Origin of the sequence: Paenibacillus sp. 8b26 (assembly GCF_050626875.1) — a bacterium.
Classification (GTDB): Bacteria; Bacillota; Bacilli; order Paenibacillales; family Paenibacillaceae; genus Paenibacillus.
In genome coordinates this window covers 5,715,352-5,733,761 of record NZ_CP192445.1, presented here as the reverse complement: position 1 = coordinate 5,733,761, position 18,410 = coordinate 5,715,352, and the positions used below count along the sequence as shown (strand labels likewise).

Below are 18,410 nucleotides of genomic sequence, written 5' to 3'. Positions count from 1 at the left end.
TGACAGAAACACCTAATCTGTATATACACCGTTAAACCTGCTTTGCCACATTGGAGTTACCGTAATACGGAAGCGGACTTTCAGTTCCTCCGGCAAGTCCGCACCTTCTCGGCTTCTCAACTGATCCAGCGCTTCACTCGTCCACTCGTTCCGGCGTATATCAGATGCCAGCAGCAGATGACGTTCTCCTGACCATTCGTCCTGCGTCACTACCCGAAGCAGTAATTGCCTTACATTCGTCGTTCCATAAAAACTAAAGGTGGCAATCTCTGCCATATTTTGATAGATTTCAAGCGGGGCGGTTTCTTCCTTGGACAGCTTTACATCCAGAGTCAGGACTGTATGTTCCCAGCTTACGCTGGAAATCGGTGTCGTCAAAGGAAGCTCATTCAGCGTATCCACCAGATTGTCATCGGTCAGCAGCACCCGCTGCTGCGACGATACCGTCGCCTGTGTCTCACGAACAGCAGCGGTTCCAGAATCCAGCGCCTGTAAGGATGGCAGCAGTATAGCAGCAGCAGTGGTTATGAGAATTGAGCCGCTTAGCACAATCCAAGGTTTCATTCAGAGCCTCCCCTGACCCCTACCCTGTTATGGGTTATTCGGTAAAGGTCCTCACTCTCATTGTACAACAAAAAAAAGCAGGCTATGCCTGCATTTTAATCCTCCGTATCCACAACTCCGTGTTTGGTCATCACAACGGCCTTGCCGCGAATTTTAATAGCAGAGGTATGATCTGTAAATTGAACGATCAACACCTCACCCTTGTCCAATTTTTCTGAATGATGCAGGCGTGTATCCTGGCCTCTTGTCAGACCAAAAACCTGGCATCCGTTGCTTTTTGCTTTAATCACAACGTAATCACTGTTACCCGTCACATTATCTTCCATATCCATTTCCCCCCTGAGAGCCGAAGCTATACTTTTTATGATGGAGATTCAAGCTTGTTTTGTCAACCACATGCTTTCTGCGCTAACTGCAACAATTGCCACGTCCTGAGCCATACTATCTATGCAGCCCCATCTCCTAACGAAAGGAGCGAATTGGATGAAAAACTATCGTCCCGCTAATCTGAGCCCTGCCCAAGTAGAGCGGCTTCAGCAGCTGGAGCATGAATTTGCCGAGCTGACGGGTGAACCGTTGGTGCTGATCGCATTTGTCTCACGGGATGACAGAACCGCTTCCCCTTCTTCGTCCCGCATGTCATCTGCTACGGAATAACAGGACAAAAAGAAAAGGCCGTGAATCAAATTCACGGTCTTTCCAGCGCAATGGGAATATGTAAGAAATCTTATTTAATTCCGTCCTTGAGCGCTTTACCCGGTTTAAATGCCGGAATTTTGCTCGCAGGGATTTCGATTTCTTCTCCTGTTTGCGGGTTACGTCCTTTACGTGCAGAACGTTCACGAACCTCAAAGTTCCCGAAACCTACCAGTTGCACCTTGTCTCCGTTTTGCAGCGCACCGGAGATTGCTTCGAATACAGCGTCAACGGCTTTAGTTACGTCTTTTTTGGACAATTCAGTGCTTTCGGAAACCTGATTGATCAAATCCGTTTTATTCATAATATTCACCTCCCAATTCAAGTGTAGTCCAGCATTAAGGTTATCGGTGTTGTAGAACCGATATGAAGTCGCCTGTATAAAATAACCCGGGCGGCATATGCCTTCCATAATGTTATCATCTGTTTCCGTTTCGCCGTTAAATATACATAGAATATACCTAACCTCCGCAATATAGAGACAATATCGCCGAAACTGGCGTTTTATGGCACCCTTCTTGCGTGGAACAAGGTTTATAGTAATACAGTCCACAGACAATTTCAAGTACGGCGACGGTTTAGCACATAAAAAGTGACGGCCAGCGCGAGCACCAGCACAATTCCCTTGACGATATCATGAGCAAAATACTGCACATTCATCATAGTCAGACCGTTCACCAATACCCCGATCAAAACCGCACCGATAAATGTACCGATGACATTCGGTTTCCCCGCTCCAAAAACCGAAAAGCCGACAAAAACTGCCGCCACCGCCTCCATCAGCAAGGGAGAACCTGCATCAATTTGACCCGATCCTACTCGCGAAGCATACAAAATACCGGCAATGGCTGCAAATACGCCTGAAGCGACGTAGGCCAGTGTACGAACTTTTTTTACCCGTATGCCTGACAAACGAGCAGCTTCCTCATTCCCTCCGGTCACATACATTTGACGCCCATGCTTTGTGTAGGTTAAGAAAATATGCACCGCCGCTACCGCCAGTAGAAGCAATATAACCGAAATCGGGATCCCCAACCATTTGCCTTGTCCCAAAATAAGAAAAGCAGGAGATATTTCCCCTGGCGCCTTGCTGCCATCAGGAAACTGCATATGATTATAAATGGTGTAGCCTTGAGCGTACGTTTTATGAATCCCGCTTACAATATACATCATCGCAAGGGTTGCCAGCAAATCGGGAATACGAAGCTTTACGATCAGTAATGAGTTCAGTAGTCCCACGACTGCACCGACAACCAGAGATACAATAATGACCACCGCAACGGGCTGCTCATACCAGACCATCAGCGAAGCTGAAACAATGGTGGTCAGAGATACCGTAGCACCGACAGAAAGATCAAAACCGTCCACGATGAGAGACAATGTCACACCAATTGCGACAAAAGTCACAATCGCAATAGAGCCAAGAATGTCCATCAAATTGTCGTACGTCCAGAAATAGGGCAATGTGGCTGAAAAAAACGCCAACACACCCATAATTACGACTACAGCCCCATAACGAAATGAGACGTTTAACCATTTTTCCTTCATGAATGCACCTCTTCACCGCCGCTGGCATACAACAGAAGCTGTTCCTGCTCCACTTCGCCCCGCGCAAATTCCTTTATTATTTTTCCGTCATACATCACTGCAATTCGATCACCAATGCCGATACCCTCAGCAAATTCACAGGTTAAATAGATGACCGCTTTTCCCTGAGCAGCCAATTCACCAATGATACGGAAAATATCACTTTTCGCCCCGATATCCACACCCTTGGTCGGCTCGTCAAAAACAAACACATCTGCCCCGGAATGCAACCATTTACCTATCGCAACCTTTTGCTGATTCCCGCCACTCAAATATTTAACATTCTGACGCAGAGATGGCGTCTTAATGCCAAGGGAAGCAACGACTTCGCTACCGTTCGTACGTTCTTTGCGACGACTGATAAAACCAAGTACACTCAACTTGCCTAATAGCGGAAGACTAAGGTTTCGTTCTACCGTCTCTTCGATAAATACACCTTGCTTGCGCCGTTCCTCAGGTATGGACACAATCCCCTGAACTATCGCGTCCGCAGGCTCTCTCAGACGAATGGAACGGCCTTTGAAGACCAGTTTCCCCTTATCGGGCTTATCCGCGCCTGTAAGAAGCCGGGACAGCTCCGTTTTGCCCGCACCGACCAAACCTACGATAGACAAGATTTCCCCGCGTCTGACCTCCAAATCGACACCGTGAACACGTAATCCCTTGTGAAGCCCTTTGGCTTCCAGCACCGTTTCACCGATAGGAGCATCTGTTTTCGGAAATTCTTCCTCAAATGTTTTACCAAGCATATGGGTAACGATGTCGCCTACATTCAAATCGGAGGATGCACCGGTGAACACTCGCTCTCCATCACGCATCACCGTAACGCGGTCGCTGTGTTCAATGACCTCTGGCAATCGGTGGGTGATAAGAATACATGCAACGCCCTCTGCCTTGAGCGTATGAATAGTGCGGAACAAACGCCTCGTTTCTTCTTCACTGAGTGGCGCTGTAGGCTCATCGAAGATGATCGTATTCGCTTGCTGAGTCAAAATACGTGCAATAAGCACAAGCTGCTTTTCTGCCAACGTCAACTCAGATACGTATTGCCTTACGTCAATATCTGCCTCCAGCCGTTCCAACGCCTCGCGCGCACGTTTGCGCATGGAACCCGGCGCAGCCCACCAGCGTCCTTCAGGTGCAGACAAATCATCCAGGACAATATTCTCCGCAACGCTCAGTTGCGGCACAAGCGCTGAATCAATTTCCTGATAGACACAGTGAATTCCCGCTCTCTTCGCCTCCCACGGCGAACCAATGCTCAGTTCCTTGCCTCCTGCAACAATGCTCCCCTGATCGGAACGATACGCGCCGGATAAAATTTTCATCAGTGTACTTTTACCTGCTCCGTTTGCGCCCAGCAGAGCGTGAATTTCGCCGCCATGCACCGTAAAATCCACGGACCGTAGCGCATCCACACCAGCAAACTGTTTGCTGATTTTCTTCATTTCCAGTGTATACACTTGTGAACTCATGGTACCTCCCTCACGCCTGCTTATGATAAAAGCGCGCCGAAGCGCGCCTTATGCTTTATCCTAAAGTTTATTTGGCCGTTTCATATTCTTTCATCCAATCCTTGTAGCCTTGCTCGCTTTGGCCCCATCCCTTTACATATTGAGACAGCTCGGATGTGGAAATTTGCTTATCCGGCAATGCTTCGCGCTGCACATAGACCGCCTTCAGCACCACTTGCTCCTCTGGGTTGTCCCCGTGCAGCTTCTGATATGCAAAGCGCACTTGTACACGTCCGATATCTGTCGGATCTACAGCCGCCGAAGCTACCCAAGGATTTTTCGGGTCCTGAATCATTTGCAGATCCTCATCACTCATATCAATGCCGTAGACTTTAATTTCCGTACGTCCAGCTTGCTGGATGGCGCGTGCTGCACCTTTGGCAAATTCATCCCAGGCAGCCCAGACCGCTGTAATTTCACCCTTAGGATATTGTTTCAACACAGCCTCCATTTTGGATTGGGTGTCCAGAGCTGGATTTTGAGCTGAGCCAAAAGTTGCAATTTCTTTAATATCCGGATTAGCTTTGGAAAACTTGTCATAAGCAACCTGACGACGCTCCATCGGTGCAAACCCGGCAACCCACACTTTTACGATGTTACCTTTGCCGCCGATATCCTTTTTCATTTGCTCCAGCGTCAGCTCAGCCATGCTTTGGTCATCCTGTGAAAGTACGACAGCCCCCGGAACGTTGACCGCAGCATCGAATACGATAACCGGGATATTGCGGGAAATCGCTTTTTTCAATCCTGTTTCCAGCAACGCATCACCATGATCCGTCAAAATGACATCAAACTGCTGGTTAATCGCGCTATCGAGCAAGGAGGCCATTTTTGCTTTATCGTTGTCTGCCACAAACTTTGTCAGCGTACCGCCAAATTTCTTAACTTCCCCTTCCACGCCCTGAACATACTGCTGTGAGAACGTGCCTGTGTTAAACTCCATAATTAATGCGACTCGTTTTCCTTTTAAGTTTAAACTGTCTGTTTTTGCATCCGTTGTGTTCGATCCTGTACTGCTTGTCCCTTGAGCACCGCTCTCTGTTTTCGGCGCGCCACATGCAGTGACCAGCAAAACCAGCACCAACAGCATCATAGCCCCTAGTCCTAGCTTTTTGTTTTTTTGGATATACATGTTTCGTTTCCCCCTCGTTCATTCAACAAAATGATTCAAATTTGATACTTAATATATCGCGTTAAACCAAGTATGTAAATAGGTTTTGTGAATATAAAAATTTTTTACGATCATATATGACAAAATACGGCAATTTCATAGGAATATAGCATAGATGTTGGTGTGAGATTATATTTCGTTTTACATCTAAATAGATTTCAGAAAAAATTAAACAACCGTTCCCCGATTGAATATCAGGAAACGGTTGCTGCATAAAGGCGTCTTTTTAGTTCTTTACTTGACAGGGGGATGACCACTGGATCGATTTTTCCTTATGCTTAAATGTGAACATCACGAGCGAAGCTAGCCCGGAGATACGATCTCCTTGTCATTTTCAATATGGTGAAGCTCACATCTAATTTATTAGGAGCACTGCTTTACCGGAGAACTTCCGTTCTATCAGTTGTTGGGCGATAGTTCCAATCTCCTTCCACGATGCCTCCACTTCAATCCTAGGCACTAACTGGCCTTTTGAAACAAGCTCGCCTAGTAATTTTAGATCTTCCGCCGGCGAATAGCGATTTATCTCCTCTCCTAGAAAGAAGCTGTACAAGGTTCTACCACCTAAGCCCCTGATATTAATCGTTGCGTAAGGTGAGGACGAATGCCCCATGGATACACATATCCCCTCAGGTGCAAGCTGAGGCAGTAAGGCAGCTAGCGTATCGCCACCTACTGAATCGATAATTAAATGATAAGGTCCAAATGTATCGACCGATGAAATCGCCGTACCTCCAACGATAACCTCATTAGCACCAGCTTCTTGAACAAGTAAGGCTTTTTCCTTTGTTCTGGCTATCCCTACTGTAAAAGCTCCAGATTGCGCTGCTAGCTGATGTGCGAAAATCCCAACTCCGCCAGTCGAGCCAGTTATCAATATTCGCTTACCGAGCAGCATTCCTCCTTTTCTAAGCGTATAGAGTGCTGACAGACCAGCTACCGGTAAAGTAGCGGCCTGGGCTAATGTAATATCATCAGGAATTTCAGCCAGTAATGAAGTAGGGGCAGCAACTTGTTCGGCCCATGCTCCCATCGGGAGAAGGCCAACGACACGGCTTCCTTGTTTCGGACCAGTTCCGTTTTTGGCCTGCTCGATGACGATTCCGGCAAAATCCCAGCCCGGCCTGATCTGCTCTCCATTATCCCTTGCATCTACCACTTCACCTCGATTAAGGGAGAAGGCTTGTACTTGAACGATCGCTTCCCAAGGCTGGGTTTGTGGGGCAGCAACTTCCTTTATAGCGAAATATCCTGAAGCTAACGGATCTGTTACAATTGCACGAACCATATGATCTCCTCCATGATTGTAATTGAGAACACATTGTATATAGCTCCCCTTTTTCACAATGTAGTATACTGTAGGAGATCATTTGCACCAAGTGTAGAACTACACCTCATTAATATAAAAAGGGATGAGAAAAGGATGACCGTGCATAAGGAAGAGGACTTTCAATATAAAACGTTAAAAATTGTATTGGGAGAGATTGAAGCACTTCGCATGAAACGTCAACGGGAATATGCTGATCAATCTCACCCGCTGTTGAAACGGTTTACTCAGCAGGAGCTCAACGATGAGGCATGTCCTACGTATAAAAATCTACTGGTTGGACGTTCGCATCGAGTGCCTAACCGCCAAACCATTATCCATATTGCTGAATATCTGGAGTGCACTTCCGATGAGCGCAACGATCTGCTCCTGGCCGCCGATTATATTCCGATCTATCACGAATTGGAAGGACGGTCTCTGGAACTGGCGCTGGAGCAAGCGCAACAGATCATGAGTAATTTGCCGTTTCCGGCAATGATCGTCACCCATACCTTAGATATTAAGGGGTTAAATGAGCCATTTCGCCATTTATTCGACATCCCCTTCGATTCTTTTATTAATGACAAACTGAATATAGCTGATTTTCATTTTAACTCCGATATTCCCATTCGTCCCCGTTCTACCTTCGATGCGGCGTCGTTCGAGCAGTGGGAGTCACATGCCATTTACGGTATACAAGCTTTCAAAAGAAATAACATGTATTCCCGCTACGACCACTGGTATAAAAAGTTAATTGAAAGATTTCAGAAATACGACGATATTAATAAGTATTGGAATACGCAGGCAAAGGGCTTGGCCAACGAAGTTGAGCCATCGAAAATCATTTTGGCCAGAATGGAAACCTCGGGCGAGTTCATCCCCATTCGCTACAAGCAGATTCATCTTTCTGTAAGCAGCCATATGTATCCTGGAATTGAAGTTTTCTTGCCGGTTGACGATTCTGCACGCAAAGTATTTGAATACTTGGGGTGTCCTGCCGAGTGTCAGAACTACGGTGTCAATCCATAGTCAGTCAAATTGCTACAGGATTGATCTAGAAGAAGAATCGTTTATTACAAATTTCCGCGGTGCTACGTATGAAGAGGCAAAGTATGAGAATTACCACCGGGGTTTTTGAGTGATGAAACTCTTTTCAACATATCGTTGCAATAAAAACTACATTCCGCTAACGAGAAACATTAGTTCAAAAAAACAGCGGCAGCCACGGACTTTATTTCTCGTCCGTGGCTGCCGCTGTCTCGTTTTGGGGGTCAATCTAATACTTTATTTTCTGCGAACCGCAAAGAGAGTCTGCTCTCTACGATATTTTTCTTGCACCTTTTCATTTGATTACGCCTAAAGAATAATAGCAATGAGACCACCGGAGCCTTCATTAATAATACGACCTAGCGTTTCCTGAAGCTTATAGCGTGCATTGTCCGGCATCATGGCAATCTTGCCCTGAATGCCTTCACGGACAATGGCATGCAGCGAGCGACCGAATATGTCCGACTCCCAAATTTTGATCGGGTCATTTTCAAAATCCTGCATCAGATAGCGCACAAGATCCTCACTTTGCTTCTCTGTCCCGATAATCGGGGCAAACTCCGATTCCACATCGACACGAATCATGTGAATAGAAGGAGCTGTGGCCTTGAGGCGCACACCAAACCTCGTACCTTGGCGAATCAGTTGAGGTTCATCCAAGGCCATCTCTGCCAGCGACGGAGCAGCAATGCCGTATCCGGTCGTCTTGACCATTTCCAACGCCTCGGCGAAACGGTCATATTCCCGCTTGGCATGGGCAAAATCCTGCATCATTTGCAGCAGATGATCCTTGCCGCGAATCTCTATCCCAACCACCTCGACCAAAATCTGATCGTACAGCTCATCCGGTGCGAACAGATCAATTTCCGCCACACCCTGGCCCATATTCATCCCGCTCAGACCAGCCCTGTCGATGAATTCATAGTCCATAAACTGGCCGACCACCCGGTCTACATCACGCAGGCGTCGAATGTCTTTTACCGTATCGCGGACGGAATTTTCATAATTGCTGCGCAGCCAGTGATCTTCATTCAGCACCATAACCCAGCTCGGCAGGTTTACATTCACCTCATGCACTGGGAATTCATATAATACTTCACGAAGCACGCCTGTAACATCATCTTCTGTCATCGTAGCCGCACTGAGCGTCATAACAGGAATATCATACTTGGCCGCCAACTCACTGCGAAGTTGAAGTGTTTCATCGCTGCGCGGATGCGTGGAATTGATGACCAGCACAAACGGCTTGCCTACCTCTTTCAACTCCTCAATGACTCGCTCTTCCGACTCTACATAAGAGCTACGGGGGATTTCCGCAATCGTGCCGTCTGTCGTAACGACAACACCGAGCGTCGAATGCTCCTGAATGACCTTGCGCGTGCCAATCTCCGCCGCTTCCTGAAACGGAATCGGTTCTTCAAACCATGGCGTGGAGATCATCCGTGGGCCATTTTCATCCTCGTACCCCTTCGCACCCTCTACTGCGTATCCTACACAGTCGACCAGACGGACATTCACATCCAGTCCTTCCGTTACTTTGATCTGGACAGCATTATTCGGTACGAATTTAGGCTCCGTCGTCATGATTGTTTTCCCTGCCGCACTTTGTGGCAGCTCATCTACGGCGCGGGCACGGTCCGCCTCACTTGTGATGTTCGGCAGAACAATTGTCTCCATAAACCGCTTGATAAAAGTTGATTTACCTGTTCGGACTGCGCCGACGACCCCTAGATAAATATCTCCTCCGGTGCGTTCGGCAATATCTTTAAAAATGTCCACTTTCTCCAATGAAATCCCCTCCTCAAAAGTCTCCGAAGGAAAAATGCTTAAAGAGCATCCGCTTCGTGTTCAACCAACTGCTTGATCCCAGATGCGGCAGAACAGCCTTTAAAATGCCCGGAAGTCGTCCGCCGCCGAGATTCAGGAGACTGATGGAATCGGCGAAACGGCGTAAACTCGTACATGCATTTGGACTGATACCATCATATGTATCCCCTCCGTAAAATATGTTCAGGTTTTTGAAAAAAATAGAGTTCGTCACAGCGATTACTGCAAAACGATATTTTACGTTTGGGTCCACTCACCTAATATATGCGTAGCAGGGTTTCCCCATGACTTCGACGCTAGATTTATAATAAAAAAAGGATGTTTTCCTGACTCTCTATGCAACTCATACCCATTTTGAGAACACTTTTTTGAGCGTTCACTTAGGGGTATAAGCATCAAAGTCGTCGGATAACATCCTTTGTTTCTTATTCTTTTGAGTTTAGGCTTTAGGATGTAAGCTTCACCATAGTTCGTCTTCCTGCGCCTGACGCTCAAGCTGTCGCCGAACAGCCGCCTTGAGCCTATCCTCCGGTATCATCACCTCAACATCACTCTGGGCGCGAGCCTGACAGGACAAGCGGATGCCTTCATCCAGCAAAGGTCCCAGCTTGCGACGCTCTGCATCACTTGGCTGGCCTGCGTGTACAGCCCATTCCTGTGAAATATGCACCTTGCACATGAGACAGGCCGCTTTTCCATCACAACGGGTTGGAATATACACGTTCGCTTTACGTGCGGCCTGGAGCAATGTCGTGTCTTGACCGACCTGTACGCGCCTGCCTGACGGCTTAAACGTAATATGCACATCCATGAACGGTCCTCCATTCTTGTAGCAACCACGAAATCTGCCAATTACAGCCTTATTCAGCTTCTGGAATGCAGCTCTGGCCAAGGCAAAAGCTCTTGCAGCTTACCCAGTTGGTCATCTGTCCAAATGTTGCTGAGCAGCAGTTGATTCAGCACCGCTATATGTCGCTGCGGATCACGCTTCATGGCGTCCGCTATCGCCTCATATCGGTCGGAGCGATTTCGTAATAGATTAAATAACAACTCATGACTGAGTGGCATCAGACGCAGTGAAGAGTGCCCCAGATCAAGCCGGATTCCAGCCGACCACAGCAACCGTTCGACCTCCAATCGATATAAAGCTCCATCACACAGCACCTCGAAACCGCCCACAAGCTCAACTGGAAATCCCTCCAGCTCATAATGGCTCAGCAATGAAACGTACGAACCACTACGATCCACCTGCTGTCGGTCGATCATCACACCCGGTGGTTTCGCATGGAGCTGCTTCGCTGCGTGAATATCTGCGTAAATATCAATATCTCGGGGCAGTCGATCCAGCTCAACCTCCTGCACAAGCAGCGAACAGCTTCCTCCCAGCATCCACGGAACAGCAATAGACGCCCAGCCGTCCGCCAAGCTGCTCAGCGCAGCTGTCAGCTCGTGAGGCAGCTTGTTCAATCGCAGCGAAGATATAGCCTCCTTCACATTGTTTCCTCCCTTTCAGTCCATCATCCCGTTTCCTGTTGGGCACCATTATAACATGTTACGTATGGCAGTTCGACATTTTATGATAAGAGAACAGCCGAGAATCTGCTGAAATAATAAAAAAAAGCCGTGAACCTGTCCGGTTCACGGAGAATACAACCAGCCGGTAAACGACTGTAATTTTTATTTTTTTATCATCATTTTCATCAACGCTTCCATATTGGAAGGACTCATTCCGCTCTTTTTGACGGCACCGACAATATCCCTTACTGTATCTTCCGACACCGGAATATTGGCCATCGCAGATACCTGCTTTATCAGCTGACGCAACTGCGCTTCACTTTGAAGCGTGTCCGCCTTCACGGTGCCTGCCAGCTTCTTCACCGCATTTTCAGATATGTTTTTGCCACCTTTTTTGTTAATGGCCTTCAACGCATCTTTCGGAAAGTTTTTATTCACATTATCCCCTCCTCCGCCATTACTCAACTCAGTTTATGAATGATGGAGGTCAAAGGTGATTAAGCTTACAAAAGACATGCCTTATGCCTAACTGAAAAAAGCTGTCTCAACCGCAGATAAAATCTACTTTCGAGACAGCCTTTTGTAAGTTTTATATGTGCAGCTAGGCCCTTACGAATGCCATTGTTCCCATGTTTGCAAGGGCATGACTTCCATTTCGGTTTTCGGATCGCGACCCATGAGCGCCTCAACGGCCTTACGGACATCTCGCCCTTCAAACAGTACCCCGTACAGCACTTCCGTAATAGGCATCTGAACGCCCAGCTTTTGCGAGATCGCATAGGCTGCCTTTGTCGTCCGAATGCCTTCTACCACCATGCCCATAGATTCTAGCACATCATCAAGCTTTCGCCCTTGCCCAAGCAGCGAGCCTGCACGCCAGTTACGACTGTGACGACTTGTTGCGGTAACAACCAAATCGCCGATGCCTGCAAGCCCGGCAAAGGTCAAAGGATTGGCTCCCATTTCTACTCCGGCACGGGTAATCTCTGCCAACCCACGGGTCAGCAAAGCCGCTTTTGCATTATCTCCGAAGCCTAGTCCGTCCGACATACCCGCACCCAAAGCAATAATGTTCTTCAACGCCCCGGACAGCTCCACACCCAACAAATCCCGGTTCGTATATACGCGGAAATAGGAGTTCATGAACAGCTCCTGTGCAGCCTGTGCTGCCTTCTCATTAGACGAGGCTACTACAACCGTCGTGGGGCATTTCCGCACCACTTCTTCCGCATGGCTCGGACCGGACAATACGGCAATATCACCCTCCACGACCTCCAACTCTTCTGAAATCACCGTGGACATACGCTTAAGTGTTTCCGTTTCAAAGCCTTTTATGGCATGGACAATCAGCATATCCTTGGTAAAGAATGCTTTCAGACTACGCGCCACCTGACGCGCAGCAGCGGAAGGAGCTACGATTATGACCGCTTTGGCACCAGACACCGCAGCTTCCATATCAGTTGTAGCCGTAATCCGTTCAGATAGGACAGAACCAGGTAAATAATGCTCATTTGTATGCTTCTCATTGATTTCAGCAGCTTGCTGTTCGTTTCTCGTCCAGACAGAGACATCGTTGTTATTGGCCGCAAGGACGGAAGCCAGAGCTGTTCCCCAACTGCCCGCGACCAGCACAGCTATTTTCTCAGACAAGACGATCTCCTCCTTTGGAGCCAAGCTTGTTTTCTTTCCCCCGTACCAGCTTGGCAATGTTGGTGCGGTGTCTCCACACAGCAAACACACAAATGACCAGAGCCGTCCAGAAGAGCGGCCATGCATAACCAAGTACCAGTAAAATCCAAGGTGTCAAAATGACAAAAATCAGCGAGCCAAGGGATACATAGCGCGTAATTACGATTGCAAGAATCGCAATAATTCCGGCATACAATGCGGGAAATAAGGCAATCGAGACCAATACACCGATAGCGGTAGCAATACCTTTTCCTCCGCGAAAGTGGAAATATACCGGCCAGTTATGGCCTGCAATCGCCGCAATGCCACACAAACCCGGTAACCAGGATGAATTTCCGCCAAGCCAATGCCCTATAAGCACCGCAACAATCCCTTTAAGTACATCCAGCAGCAATACCAGAATGGCAGGGCCTTTTCCTAGCACACGCAGCGTATTCGTCGCGCCGGCATTGCCACTTCCATGCTGGCGAATGTCGATTCCTTTTAATTTTCCATACAGCAGACTGAAGCTGACAGAGCCAAGCAAGTAACTGAGTACGATGGCAATGATCTGTAAAATCAACCTATTCGCTCCTAACTTTCGTCAGACTTGCGCCGTGTAAAGATACGAATTGGAGTTCCCTCAAAGTTGAAGGCGGCGCGAATTTTGTTCTCCAGATAACGCTCGTAAGAGAAGTGCATCATTTCCGGATCATTGACGAATACAACCATCGTAGGCGGCTTAACAGCAACCTGGGTCACATAGTTAATACGCAGACGGCGTCCTTTGTCAGTTGGCGGAGGATTAATCGCAACCGCATCGGAAATAACATCGTTCAGCAAATGCGTCTGAATACGCAAGACATGCTGCTGCGCCACATGCTGGACAACAGGGAGCAGCTTTTGCAAGCGCTGCTTTGTTTTCGCAGACAAGAACACAATCGGAGCATAGGTCATGAACAGAAAGTGATCGCGAATTTTAGTTTCAAACTGGCGCATCGTTTTGTCGTCCTTGTCCACGACATCCCATTTGTTCACAACAAACAGCGAAGCTTTACCCGCTTCATAAGCGTAACCGGCAATGTGCTTATCCTGCTCAATAATGCCTTCCTCGCCGTTAATAACGACCAGCACGACATCTGCACGCTCAATAGCACGCATTGCACGCATCACACTATATTTTTCTGTCGTCTCATATACTTTACCACGTTTGCGCATACCCGCCGTATCGATCAGTACATACTTCTGACCGTCTTTTTCAAAAGGCGTATCAATTGCATCACGCGTTGTACCAGCAATGTCACTAACAATAACCCGTTCCTCTCCCAGGATGGCGTTAACGAGCGAGGATTTACCTACGTTCGGGCGGCCGATCAAGGCAACACGGATAACATCTTCATCATAAATGTCCTCTTCCAGCTCAGGCAAATTGGACGTGATCGCATCCAACAGGTCACCAATACCTATACCGTGGCTACCGGAAATGGCAATGGGGTCGCCGAATCCATAGGAATAAAACTCATAAATCAGATCCGCACGTTCCAGATTGTCCACCTTGTTTACAGCCACAATAACAGGTTTGCCCGAACGATACAGCATTTGGGCTACCTCTTCATCAGATTGCGTAATCCCTGCCTTCGCATCGCTCATAAATACGATCACATCTGCTTCTTCTATAGCCAGTTCAGCTTGCATCCGGATGGATTTCAAGATTTCATCTTCTCCATCAATCTCAATGCCGCCAGTATCAATAATACTGAAGGATTTACCGTTCCACTCCGATATACCGTAAATACGGTCACGGGTGATTCCAGGCTTATCTTCCACTATGGATAAACGATCCCCGATAATCCGATTAAAAATAGTGGATTTACCCACATTCGGACGACCGACAATAGCCACAACGGGTCTTGCCATAAATTCACTCCTCCTGTCAATTCTTCCGCTATCATCATAGCAAAAAACATGCCTGTTAGCGATATTGTCACGTAACAACAATCGGCGAACCCTCTGGGTCCGCCGATGGTGTACGTTATGCTTATAAAGTGTATTGATTCAAACTCATTTAAATTTGTTCAGTTTATCGCCAAAACGTTCGCCAAGCGTAATGCTCAGACCGGAATTGTTCAAAGAAACGTTCGGATTGTTCAGTTCCTCACGAGGCGCGCGGGATGCACGTGGCGCTCTTTCTGCTCTTGGAGCAGCTTCTGGAGCTTCCTCAGTTTCTTTAATGCTCAGGCTAACACGTTTTTCAGTAGGACTCATTTCAAGAATTTTAACCTTAACTTCTTGTCCTTCTTCCAGAACTTCTTGTGGAGTTCCGATGTGTTTGTGGGAAATTTGGGAGATATGAACCAAACCTTCCACGCCAGGAGCGATTTCAACAAATGCACCGAAGTTAACCAGACGTTTAACAACGCCTGTTACAACGTCACCATTGTTAAATTGTCCAGCAGCAGATTCCCAAGGACCAGGCTGTGCAGCTTTCATGCTCAGGCTGATTTTTCCTTTTTCAGGGTCCACTTTCAAGACTTTCACTTTTACTTGTTCTCCTTCAGAAACCGCATCGGAAGGTTTGTCAACATGAGTCCAAGCAATTTCAGATACGTGAACCAAACCATCCACGCCGCCTACGTCAACGAAAGCACCGAATTGAGTGAGACGTTGAACCGTACCCACGATTTCTTGTCCTTCTTTCAGCTCAGCCATTACTTTAAGCTTGTTGGCTTCGAATTCTGCTTCCAGAACGTCTTTTTGAGAAAGGATCACTTTGTTGTTCTCACGATCCAGCTCTTTTACGACAACACGCAATGTGCGGCCTTTATAATCGCTGAAATCTTCAACGAAATGGCGTTCTACCATGGATGCAGGGATAAATCCGCGCAGACCCACGTCTACAACGATGCCGCCTTTAACGACATCATTAACAACCACTTCAAATACTTCTTTGCTTTCAAACAGTTGCTCCAGCTTTTCCCAAGCATTTTCACTGTCGATTGCACGTTTGGACAGGACAAGTTTTTCTTTGCCATCGTCGATGCTAATAATTCTAGCTTCAACCTCTTGGCCTACTTGTACTGCTTCTTCTGCGTTGTCCAAACCAGAAGACAACTCGCGAATTGGAATAATTCCATCGTATTTATATCCAATGCTTACTACCGCTTGGTTATCTTCCAATTTCACGATTGTACCTTTAACGGTGTCACCTTTTTTCAGGGAGACGATTTGATCGAGCTCGTCTTGATTTGCCGCTTCAGCAGCTTCTTGATTTTTAATTTCTTCCGACATGTCAATACCCTCCTCAATTCAAAAAAAACCATTTATTTAAACCTGCGCATGGCAGAGTTCAAAACATTGTTAAACTTCTGTTCTAGTTTTCCGAGATTAGCCACAATTCATGCAAGCCTTTCAGTTATTCGTAGGCTCGCCGGTTTCTCGCATTGTACGAATACGAGACATAATCTCTTCTGTTGCCAACTCAAGCGGATCTCCTTCGATAACGGCACCCTTTTGGTAAACATCCAAATTAACAGGTTTGCCGTATATCACTTTCGTTTTACGGAAAAGCTTGTAATCACCAACAATGGCGACCGGAACGGCAGCCGCTCCACTACGCAGCGCAAAGCTGGCAGCACCCTTTTTACCGATTCCCCCGGCTCCTCTGGAGCCTTCGGGAAAGATCCCCATAACCTTGCCGTCACGCAAAATGGTCAAAGCCAGCTTAATGGATTCCTTGCTCACACCACCGCGTTTGACCGGAAAAGCTCCCAGCTTGTCGATTAACGGACCAAGTACAGGAGTATTAAATAGCTCGGCTTTCGCCATAAAGTGAACCTTTCGATCCAGCAAAATGCCAACTGTAGGAGGGTCCAGATTACTAATATGATTAGAACACAACAGTACTCCACCCTCAGCAGGAACATTTTCCCTGCCTACCGCCTCAAGTCTGAACAGAAAGCGGTATATGAGACGCAAAATACGGACGCATACAGCATATATCATTGTCTGATCTCTCCATCCTTCGCCGTGGTGCAGTAAGATACAATGGTATCGACGACATCCTGAATGCCCATATGGGTCGTATCCAGCACGATAGCGTCTTCACTGCAACGAAGCGGGGATACCTCCCTCTCCTCATCAAGCTTGTCACGCGCCGCAATGTCACGTTCGAGCTGCTCCAGAGTGATATCATCAGCTCCGCTCAGTTCTTTAAACCGGCGAGAGGCACGTTCCTGAACACTTGCGGTCATAAACACCTTGACTTCAGCATCAGGAAGCACAGTAGTTCCAATATCGCGACCATCCATAACGACACCTTTACGTGCGGCCATTTCACGCTGGTTTTCAGTCAAACGTGAACGTAACCCCGCAATACTCGAATACTGTGACACCTTGCCTGTCACTTCCATCGAACGAATCACTGTCGTTACATCTTCCCCGTTACAATAAACCTTTTGGCCTGTAGGGTCCGGTACTAATTCAATCACCAACTCAGGCACATATTGAAGCACTTTTTCTACATTTTCCGCCGGAATTTCCTTGCGCATCATGTACCACGTTGCTGCCCGGTACATCGCTCCGGTATCTACATAAACATAAGAAAGTGCTTTCGCTACCAAGCGGGCCACCGTACTTTTCCCTGCACCAGCAGGTCCATCAATGGCTACATTTATTTTATTACTTGAAGATCCATGCTGCCTTGCCAACGGGTAATTCCTCCTAACCTAACCTCAAGAAAAAAGCAGGCATTGCCTGCGACGTGAAAATTATACCACACATTCAGAGTTGATGCAAAATGAACGGCAGGTTAACAAAAAAAGAATAAACCGGGATGATTGCTATCTCCCCCTGAATTCCAACTGACGCTCAAAGCAATATTTAATCAGTTTTTGACGCTCCTGGTCAGCAATTTTCTCATATTTCAGCATGATCAGCCTGCGACCGTTTTCCATTTGCTGAATACGTACAATTTCGGATTGGAACGGGACATGCTCCTGAGTTCCATTTTTATAAGGGACCAGAATCCAGCAGGACAATGATTCACCTTCTTCCAGATGATGCGAGCCTTGAGTCTGAAAAGAAACGCCTCCACCGCCGACATCATGCGTCTCAGCAACAAACCTTGATTCGTTTGATCCATACTTCACCGCTATTTCCAGGTTGGCCTGGACCCGTAGAAAATTTCGACGCTGAATTTTACTGATACTGTCTGGGGCAGGCTTGTGAATGCGGACCATCCGGAGCACATCCTCTTTAAAGCCGGTAACGTGGGTATTGAAATAGTTTTTTATCCCGCCCTCGCTCATAAAAAATATAGACAGTTCTTCTCCCAAAAACAGTTTTTTCAGATGGCCGCTCGTTTGAGACATAGGTACTTCTATCAGAAAGTTCTGGGACTCCTCTTCCGCAATACGCGACTTAAATTCAAAATGTTCGTCCGTATGATCGGTACCAGCCACTTGTATGTATAGCACATCATTAATTTTAGGAAACAAACCGCCCACCATCCTTGTCC

21 protein-coding genes are annotated in these 18,410 nt (G+C 47.2%); 2 read left to right on the top strand and 19 right to left on the bottom strand.

What is annotated here, in order from left to right; translation table 11 throughout:
• Positions 1-12: 12 nt before the first annotated feature.
• Both ACQ4MX_RS26660 and mtrB read right to left on the bottom strand, forming a co-directional pair.
• Complete coding sequence (locus tag ACQ4MX_RS26660) at positions 13-564, bottom strand: hypothetical protein (RefSeq protein WP_431088255.1); 552 nt, start codon at positions 562-564, stop codon at positions 13-15.
• A 95-nt stretch (positions 565-659) separates the two neighbouring features.
• Entirely contained in the window at positions 660-890 is a 231-nt protein-coding gene (gene mtrB / locus ACQ4MX_RS26655; RefSeq protein WP_134913849.1) for a trp RNA-binding attenuation protein MtrB, read from the bottom strand.
• A gap of 157 nt (positions 891-1,047) precedes the next feature.
• Here mtrB and ACQ4MX_RS26650 point away from each other — a divergent pair, with 157 nt between their 5' ends.
• Positions 1,048-1,221: a hypothetical protein gene (locus tag ACQ4MX_RS26650; protein ID WP_431088254.1), complete on the top strand. Its 174-nt coding sequence runs from the start codon at positions 1,048-1,050 to the stop codon at positions 1,219-1,221.
• 70 nt (positions 1,222-1,291) lie between these two features.
• Here ACQ4MX_RS26650 and ACQ4MX_RS26645 read toward each other — a convergent pair whose 3' ends face one another.
• The 5 genes from ACQ4MX_RS26645 to ACQ4MX_RS26625 form a co-directional block, all read right to left on the bottom strand.
• A complete protein-coding gene (locus tag ACQ4MX_RS26645) occupies positions 1,292-1,564 on the bottom strand; it encodes an HU family DNA-binding protein (RefSeq protein ID WP_014282101.1) in 273 nt (90 codons plus the stop codon).
• Between the two features lie 257 nt (positions 1,565-1,821).
• Positions 1,822-2,808 carry an ABC transporter permease gene (locus tag ACQ4MX_RS26640; RefSeq protein WP_149093591.1) on the bottom strand — a complete coding sequence of 329 codons (987 nt, stop codon included), beginning with the start codon at positions 2,806-2,808 and terminating at the stop codon, positions 1,822-1,824.
• Complete coding sequence (locus ACQ4MX_RS26635; RefSeq protein WP_431088252.1) at positions 2,805-4,322, bottom strand: sugar ABC transporter ATP-binding protein; 1,518 nt, start codon at positions 4,320-4,322, stop codon at positions 2,805-2,807. The genes ACQ4MX_RS26640 and ACQ4MX_RS26635 overlap by 4 nt, the downstream gene beginning before the upstream one ends.
• Before the next feature lie 67 nt (positions 4,323-4,389).
• Positions 4,390-5,493, bottom strand: a complete 1,104-nt coding sequence (locus ACQ4MX_RS26630; RefSeq protein WP_431088251.1) for a sugar ABC transporter substrate-binding protein — start codon at positions 5,491-5,493, stop codon at positions 4,390-4,392.
• Between the two features lie 394 nt (positions 5,494-5,887).
• Complete coding sequence (locus tag ACQ4MX_RS26625; protein WP_431088250.1) at positions 5,888-6,820, bottom strand: zinc-binding dehydrogenase; 933 nt, start codon at positions 6,818-6,820, stop codon at positions 5,888-5,890.
• Positions 6,821-6,955: 135 nt separating this feature from the next.
• On the opposite strand from ACQ4MX_RS26625, the gene ACQ4MX_RS26620 reads away from it, so the two are divergent.
• Entirely contained in the window at positions 6,956-7,867 is a 912-nt protein-coding gene (locus tag ACQ4MX_RS26620; RefSeq protein WP_431088249.1) for a hypothetical protein, read from the top strand.
• A gap of 327 nt (positions 7,868-8,194) precedes the next feature.
• On the opposite strand, the gene spoIVA is transcribed toward ACQ4MX_RS26620, so the two are convergent.
• The 12 genes from spoIVA to ACQ4MX_RS26560 form a co-directional block, all read right to left on the bottom strand.
• On the bottom strand, positions 8,195-9,673 hold the full coding sequence (gene spoIVA / locus ACQ4MX_RS26615; RefSeq protein ID WP_431088248.1) for a stage IV sporulation protein A: 1,479 nt from the start codon (positions 9,671-9,673) through the stop codon (positions 8,195-8,197).
• A gap of 13 nt (positions 9,674-9,686) precedes the next feature.
• Positions 9,687-9,965: a hypothetical protein gene (locus ACQ4MX_RS26610; protein WP_025682251.1), complete on the bottom strand. Its 279-nt coding sequence runs from the start codon at positions 9,963-9,965 to the stop codon at positions 9,687-9,689.
• Between the two features lie 207 nt (positions 9,966-10,172).
• Positions 10,173-10,523: a 2Fe-2S iron-sulfur cluster-binding protein gene (locus ACQ4MX_RS26605; protein ID WP_431088247.1), complete on the bottom strand. Its 351-nt coding sequence runs from the start codon at positions 10,521-10,523 to the stop codon at positions 10,173-10,175.
• A 53-nt stretch (positions 10,524-10,576) separates the two neighbouring features.
• A complete protein-coding gene (locus ACQ4MX_RS26600; protein ID WP_431088246.1) occupies positions 10,577-11,206 on the bottom strand; it encodes a hypothetical protein in 630 nt (209 codons plus the stop codon).
• A 183-nt stretch (positions 11,207-11,389) separates the two neighbouring features.
• Entirely contained in the window at positions 11,390-11,665 is a 276-nt protein-coding gene (locus ACQ4MX_RS26595) for a stage VI sporulation protein F (protein WP_431088245.1), read from the bottom strand.
• Positions 11,666-11,836: 171 nt separating this feature from the next.
• Entirely contained in the window at positions 11,837-12,877 is a 1,041-nt protein-coding gene (locus tag ACQ4MX_RS26590; RefSeq protein ID WP_149093585.1) for an NAD(P)H-dependent glycerol-3-phosphate dehydrogenase, read from the bottom strand.
• Positions 12,870-13,478 carry a glycerol-3-phosphate 1-O-acyltransferase PlsY gene (plsY, locus tag ACQ4MX_RS26585; protein ID WP_431088243.1) on the bottom strand — a complete coding sequence of 203 codons (609 nt, stop codon included), beginning with the start codon at positions 13,476-13,478 and terminating at the stop codon, positions 12,870-12,872. Before plsY ends, ACQ4MX_RS26590 begins: the two co-directional genes overlap by 8 nt.
• A gap of 11 nt (positions 13,479-13,489) precedes the next feature.
• The gene (gene der / locus ACQ4MX_RS26580; protein WP_025682256.1) at positions 13,490-14,812 is read right to left on the bottom strand and encodes a ribosome biogenesis GTPase Der; all 1,323 of its coding nucleotides are present in this window, start codon (positions 14,810-14,812) and stop codon (positions 13,490-13,492) included.
• A gap of 144 nt (positions 14,813-14,956) precedes the next feature.
• On the bottom strand, positions 14,957-16,183 hold the full coding sequence (gene rpsA / locus ACQ4MX_RS26575) for a 30S ribosomal protein S1 (protein WP_431088242.1): 1,227 nt from the start codon (positions 16,181-16,183) through the stop codon (positions 14,957-14,959).
• A gap of 120 nt (positions 16,184-16,303) precedes the next feature.
• Positions 16,304-16,897 (bottom strand): lysophospholipid acyltransferase family protein, encoded by a 594-nt coding sequence (locus tag ACQ4MX_RS26570; protein WP_431088241.1) that lies wholly within the window; start codon positions 16,895-16,897, stop codon positions 16,304-16,306.
• Positions 16,894-17,601 (bottom strand): (d)CMP kinase, encoded by a 708-nt coding sequence (gene cmk / locus ACQ4MX_RS26565; RefSeq protein WP_431088240.1) that lies wholly within the window; start codon positions 17,599-17,601, stop codon positions 16,894-16,896. Before cmk ends, ACQ4MX_RS26570 begins: the two co-directional genes overlap by 4 nt.
• Before the next feature lie 132 nt (positions 17,602-17,733).
• Positions 17,734-18,390: a flagellar brake protein gene (locus ACQ4MX_RS26560; protein ID WP_431088238.1), complete on the bottom strand. Its 657-nt coding sequence runs from the start codon at positions 18,388-18,390 to the stop codon at positions 17,734-17,736.
• Positions 18,391-18,410: the final 20 nt, after the last annotated feature.

Excerpts from the sequence above, each read along its gene's own strand:
- ACQ4MX_RS26660 (WP_431088255.1), bottom strand. The coding sequence starts at position 564 with ATGAAACCTTGGATTGTGCTAAGCGGCTCAATTCTCATAACCACTGCT.
- mtrB (WP_134913849.1), bottom strand. The coding sequence starts at position 890 with ATGGAAGATAATGTGACGGGTAACAGTGATTACGTTGTGATTAAAGCA.
- ACQ4MX_RS26650 (WP_431088254.1), top strand. The coding sequence starts at position 1,048 with ATGAAAAACTATCGTCCCGCTAATCTGAGCCCTGCCCAAGTAGAGCGG.
- ACQ4MX_RS26645 (WP_014282101.1), bottom strand. The coding sequence starts at position 1,564 with ATGAATAAAACGGATTTGATCAATCAGGTTTCCGAAAGCACTGAATTG.
- ACQ4MX_RS26640 (WP_149093591.1), bottom strand. The coding sequence starts at position 2,808 with ATGAAGGAAAAATGGTTAAACGTCTCATTTCGTTATGGGGCTGTAGTC.
- ACQ4MX_RS26635 (WP_431088252.1), bottom strand. The coding sequence starts at position 4,322 with ATGAGTTCACAAGTGTATACACTGGAAATGAAGAAAATCAGCAAACAG.
- ACQ4MX_RS26630 (WP_431088251.1), bottom strand. The coding sequence starts at position 5,493 with ATGTATATCCAAAAAAACAAAAAGCTAGGACTAGGGGCTATGATGCTG.
- ACQ4MX_RS26625 (WP_431088250.1), bottom strand. The coding sequence starts at position 6,820 with ATGGTTCGTGCAATTGTAACAGATCCGTTAGCTTCAGGATATTTCGCT.
- ACQ4MX_RS26620 (WP_431088249.1), top strand. The coding sequence starts at position 6,956 with ATGACCGTGCATAAGGAAGAGGACTTTCAATATAAAACGTTAAAAATT.
- ACQ4MX_RS26605 (WP_431088247.1), bottom strand. The coding sequence starts at position 10,523 with ATGGATGTGCATATTACGTTTAAGCCGTCAGGCAGGCGCGTACAGGTC.
- der (WP_025682256.1), bottom strand. The coding sequence starts at position 14,812 with ATGGCAAGACCCGTTGTGGCTATTGTCGGTCGTCCGAATGTGGGTAAA.
- rpsA (WP_431088242.1), bottom strand. The coding sequence starts at position 16,183 with ATGTCGGAAGAAATTAAAAATCAAGAAGCTGCTGAAGCGGCAAATCAA.
- ACQ4MX_RS26570 (WP_431088241.1), bottom strand. The coding sequence starts at position 16,897 with ATGATATATGCTGTATGCGTCCGTATTTTGCGTCTCATATACCGCTTT.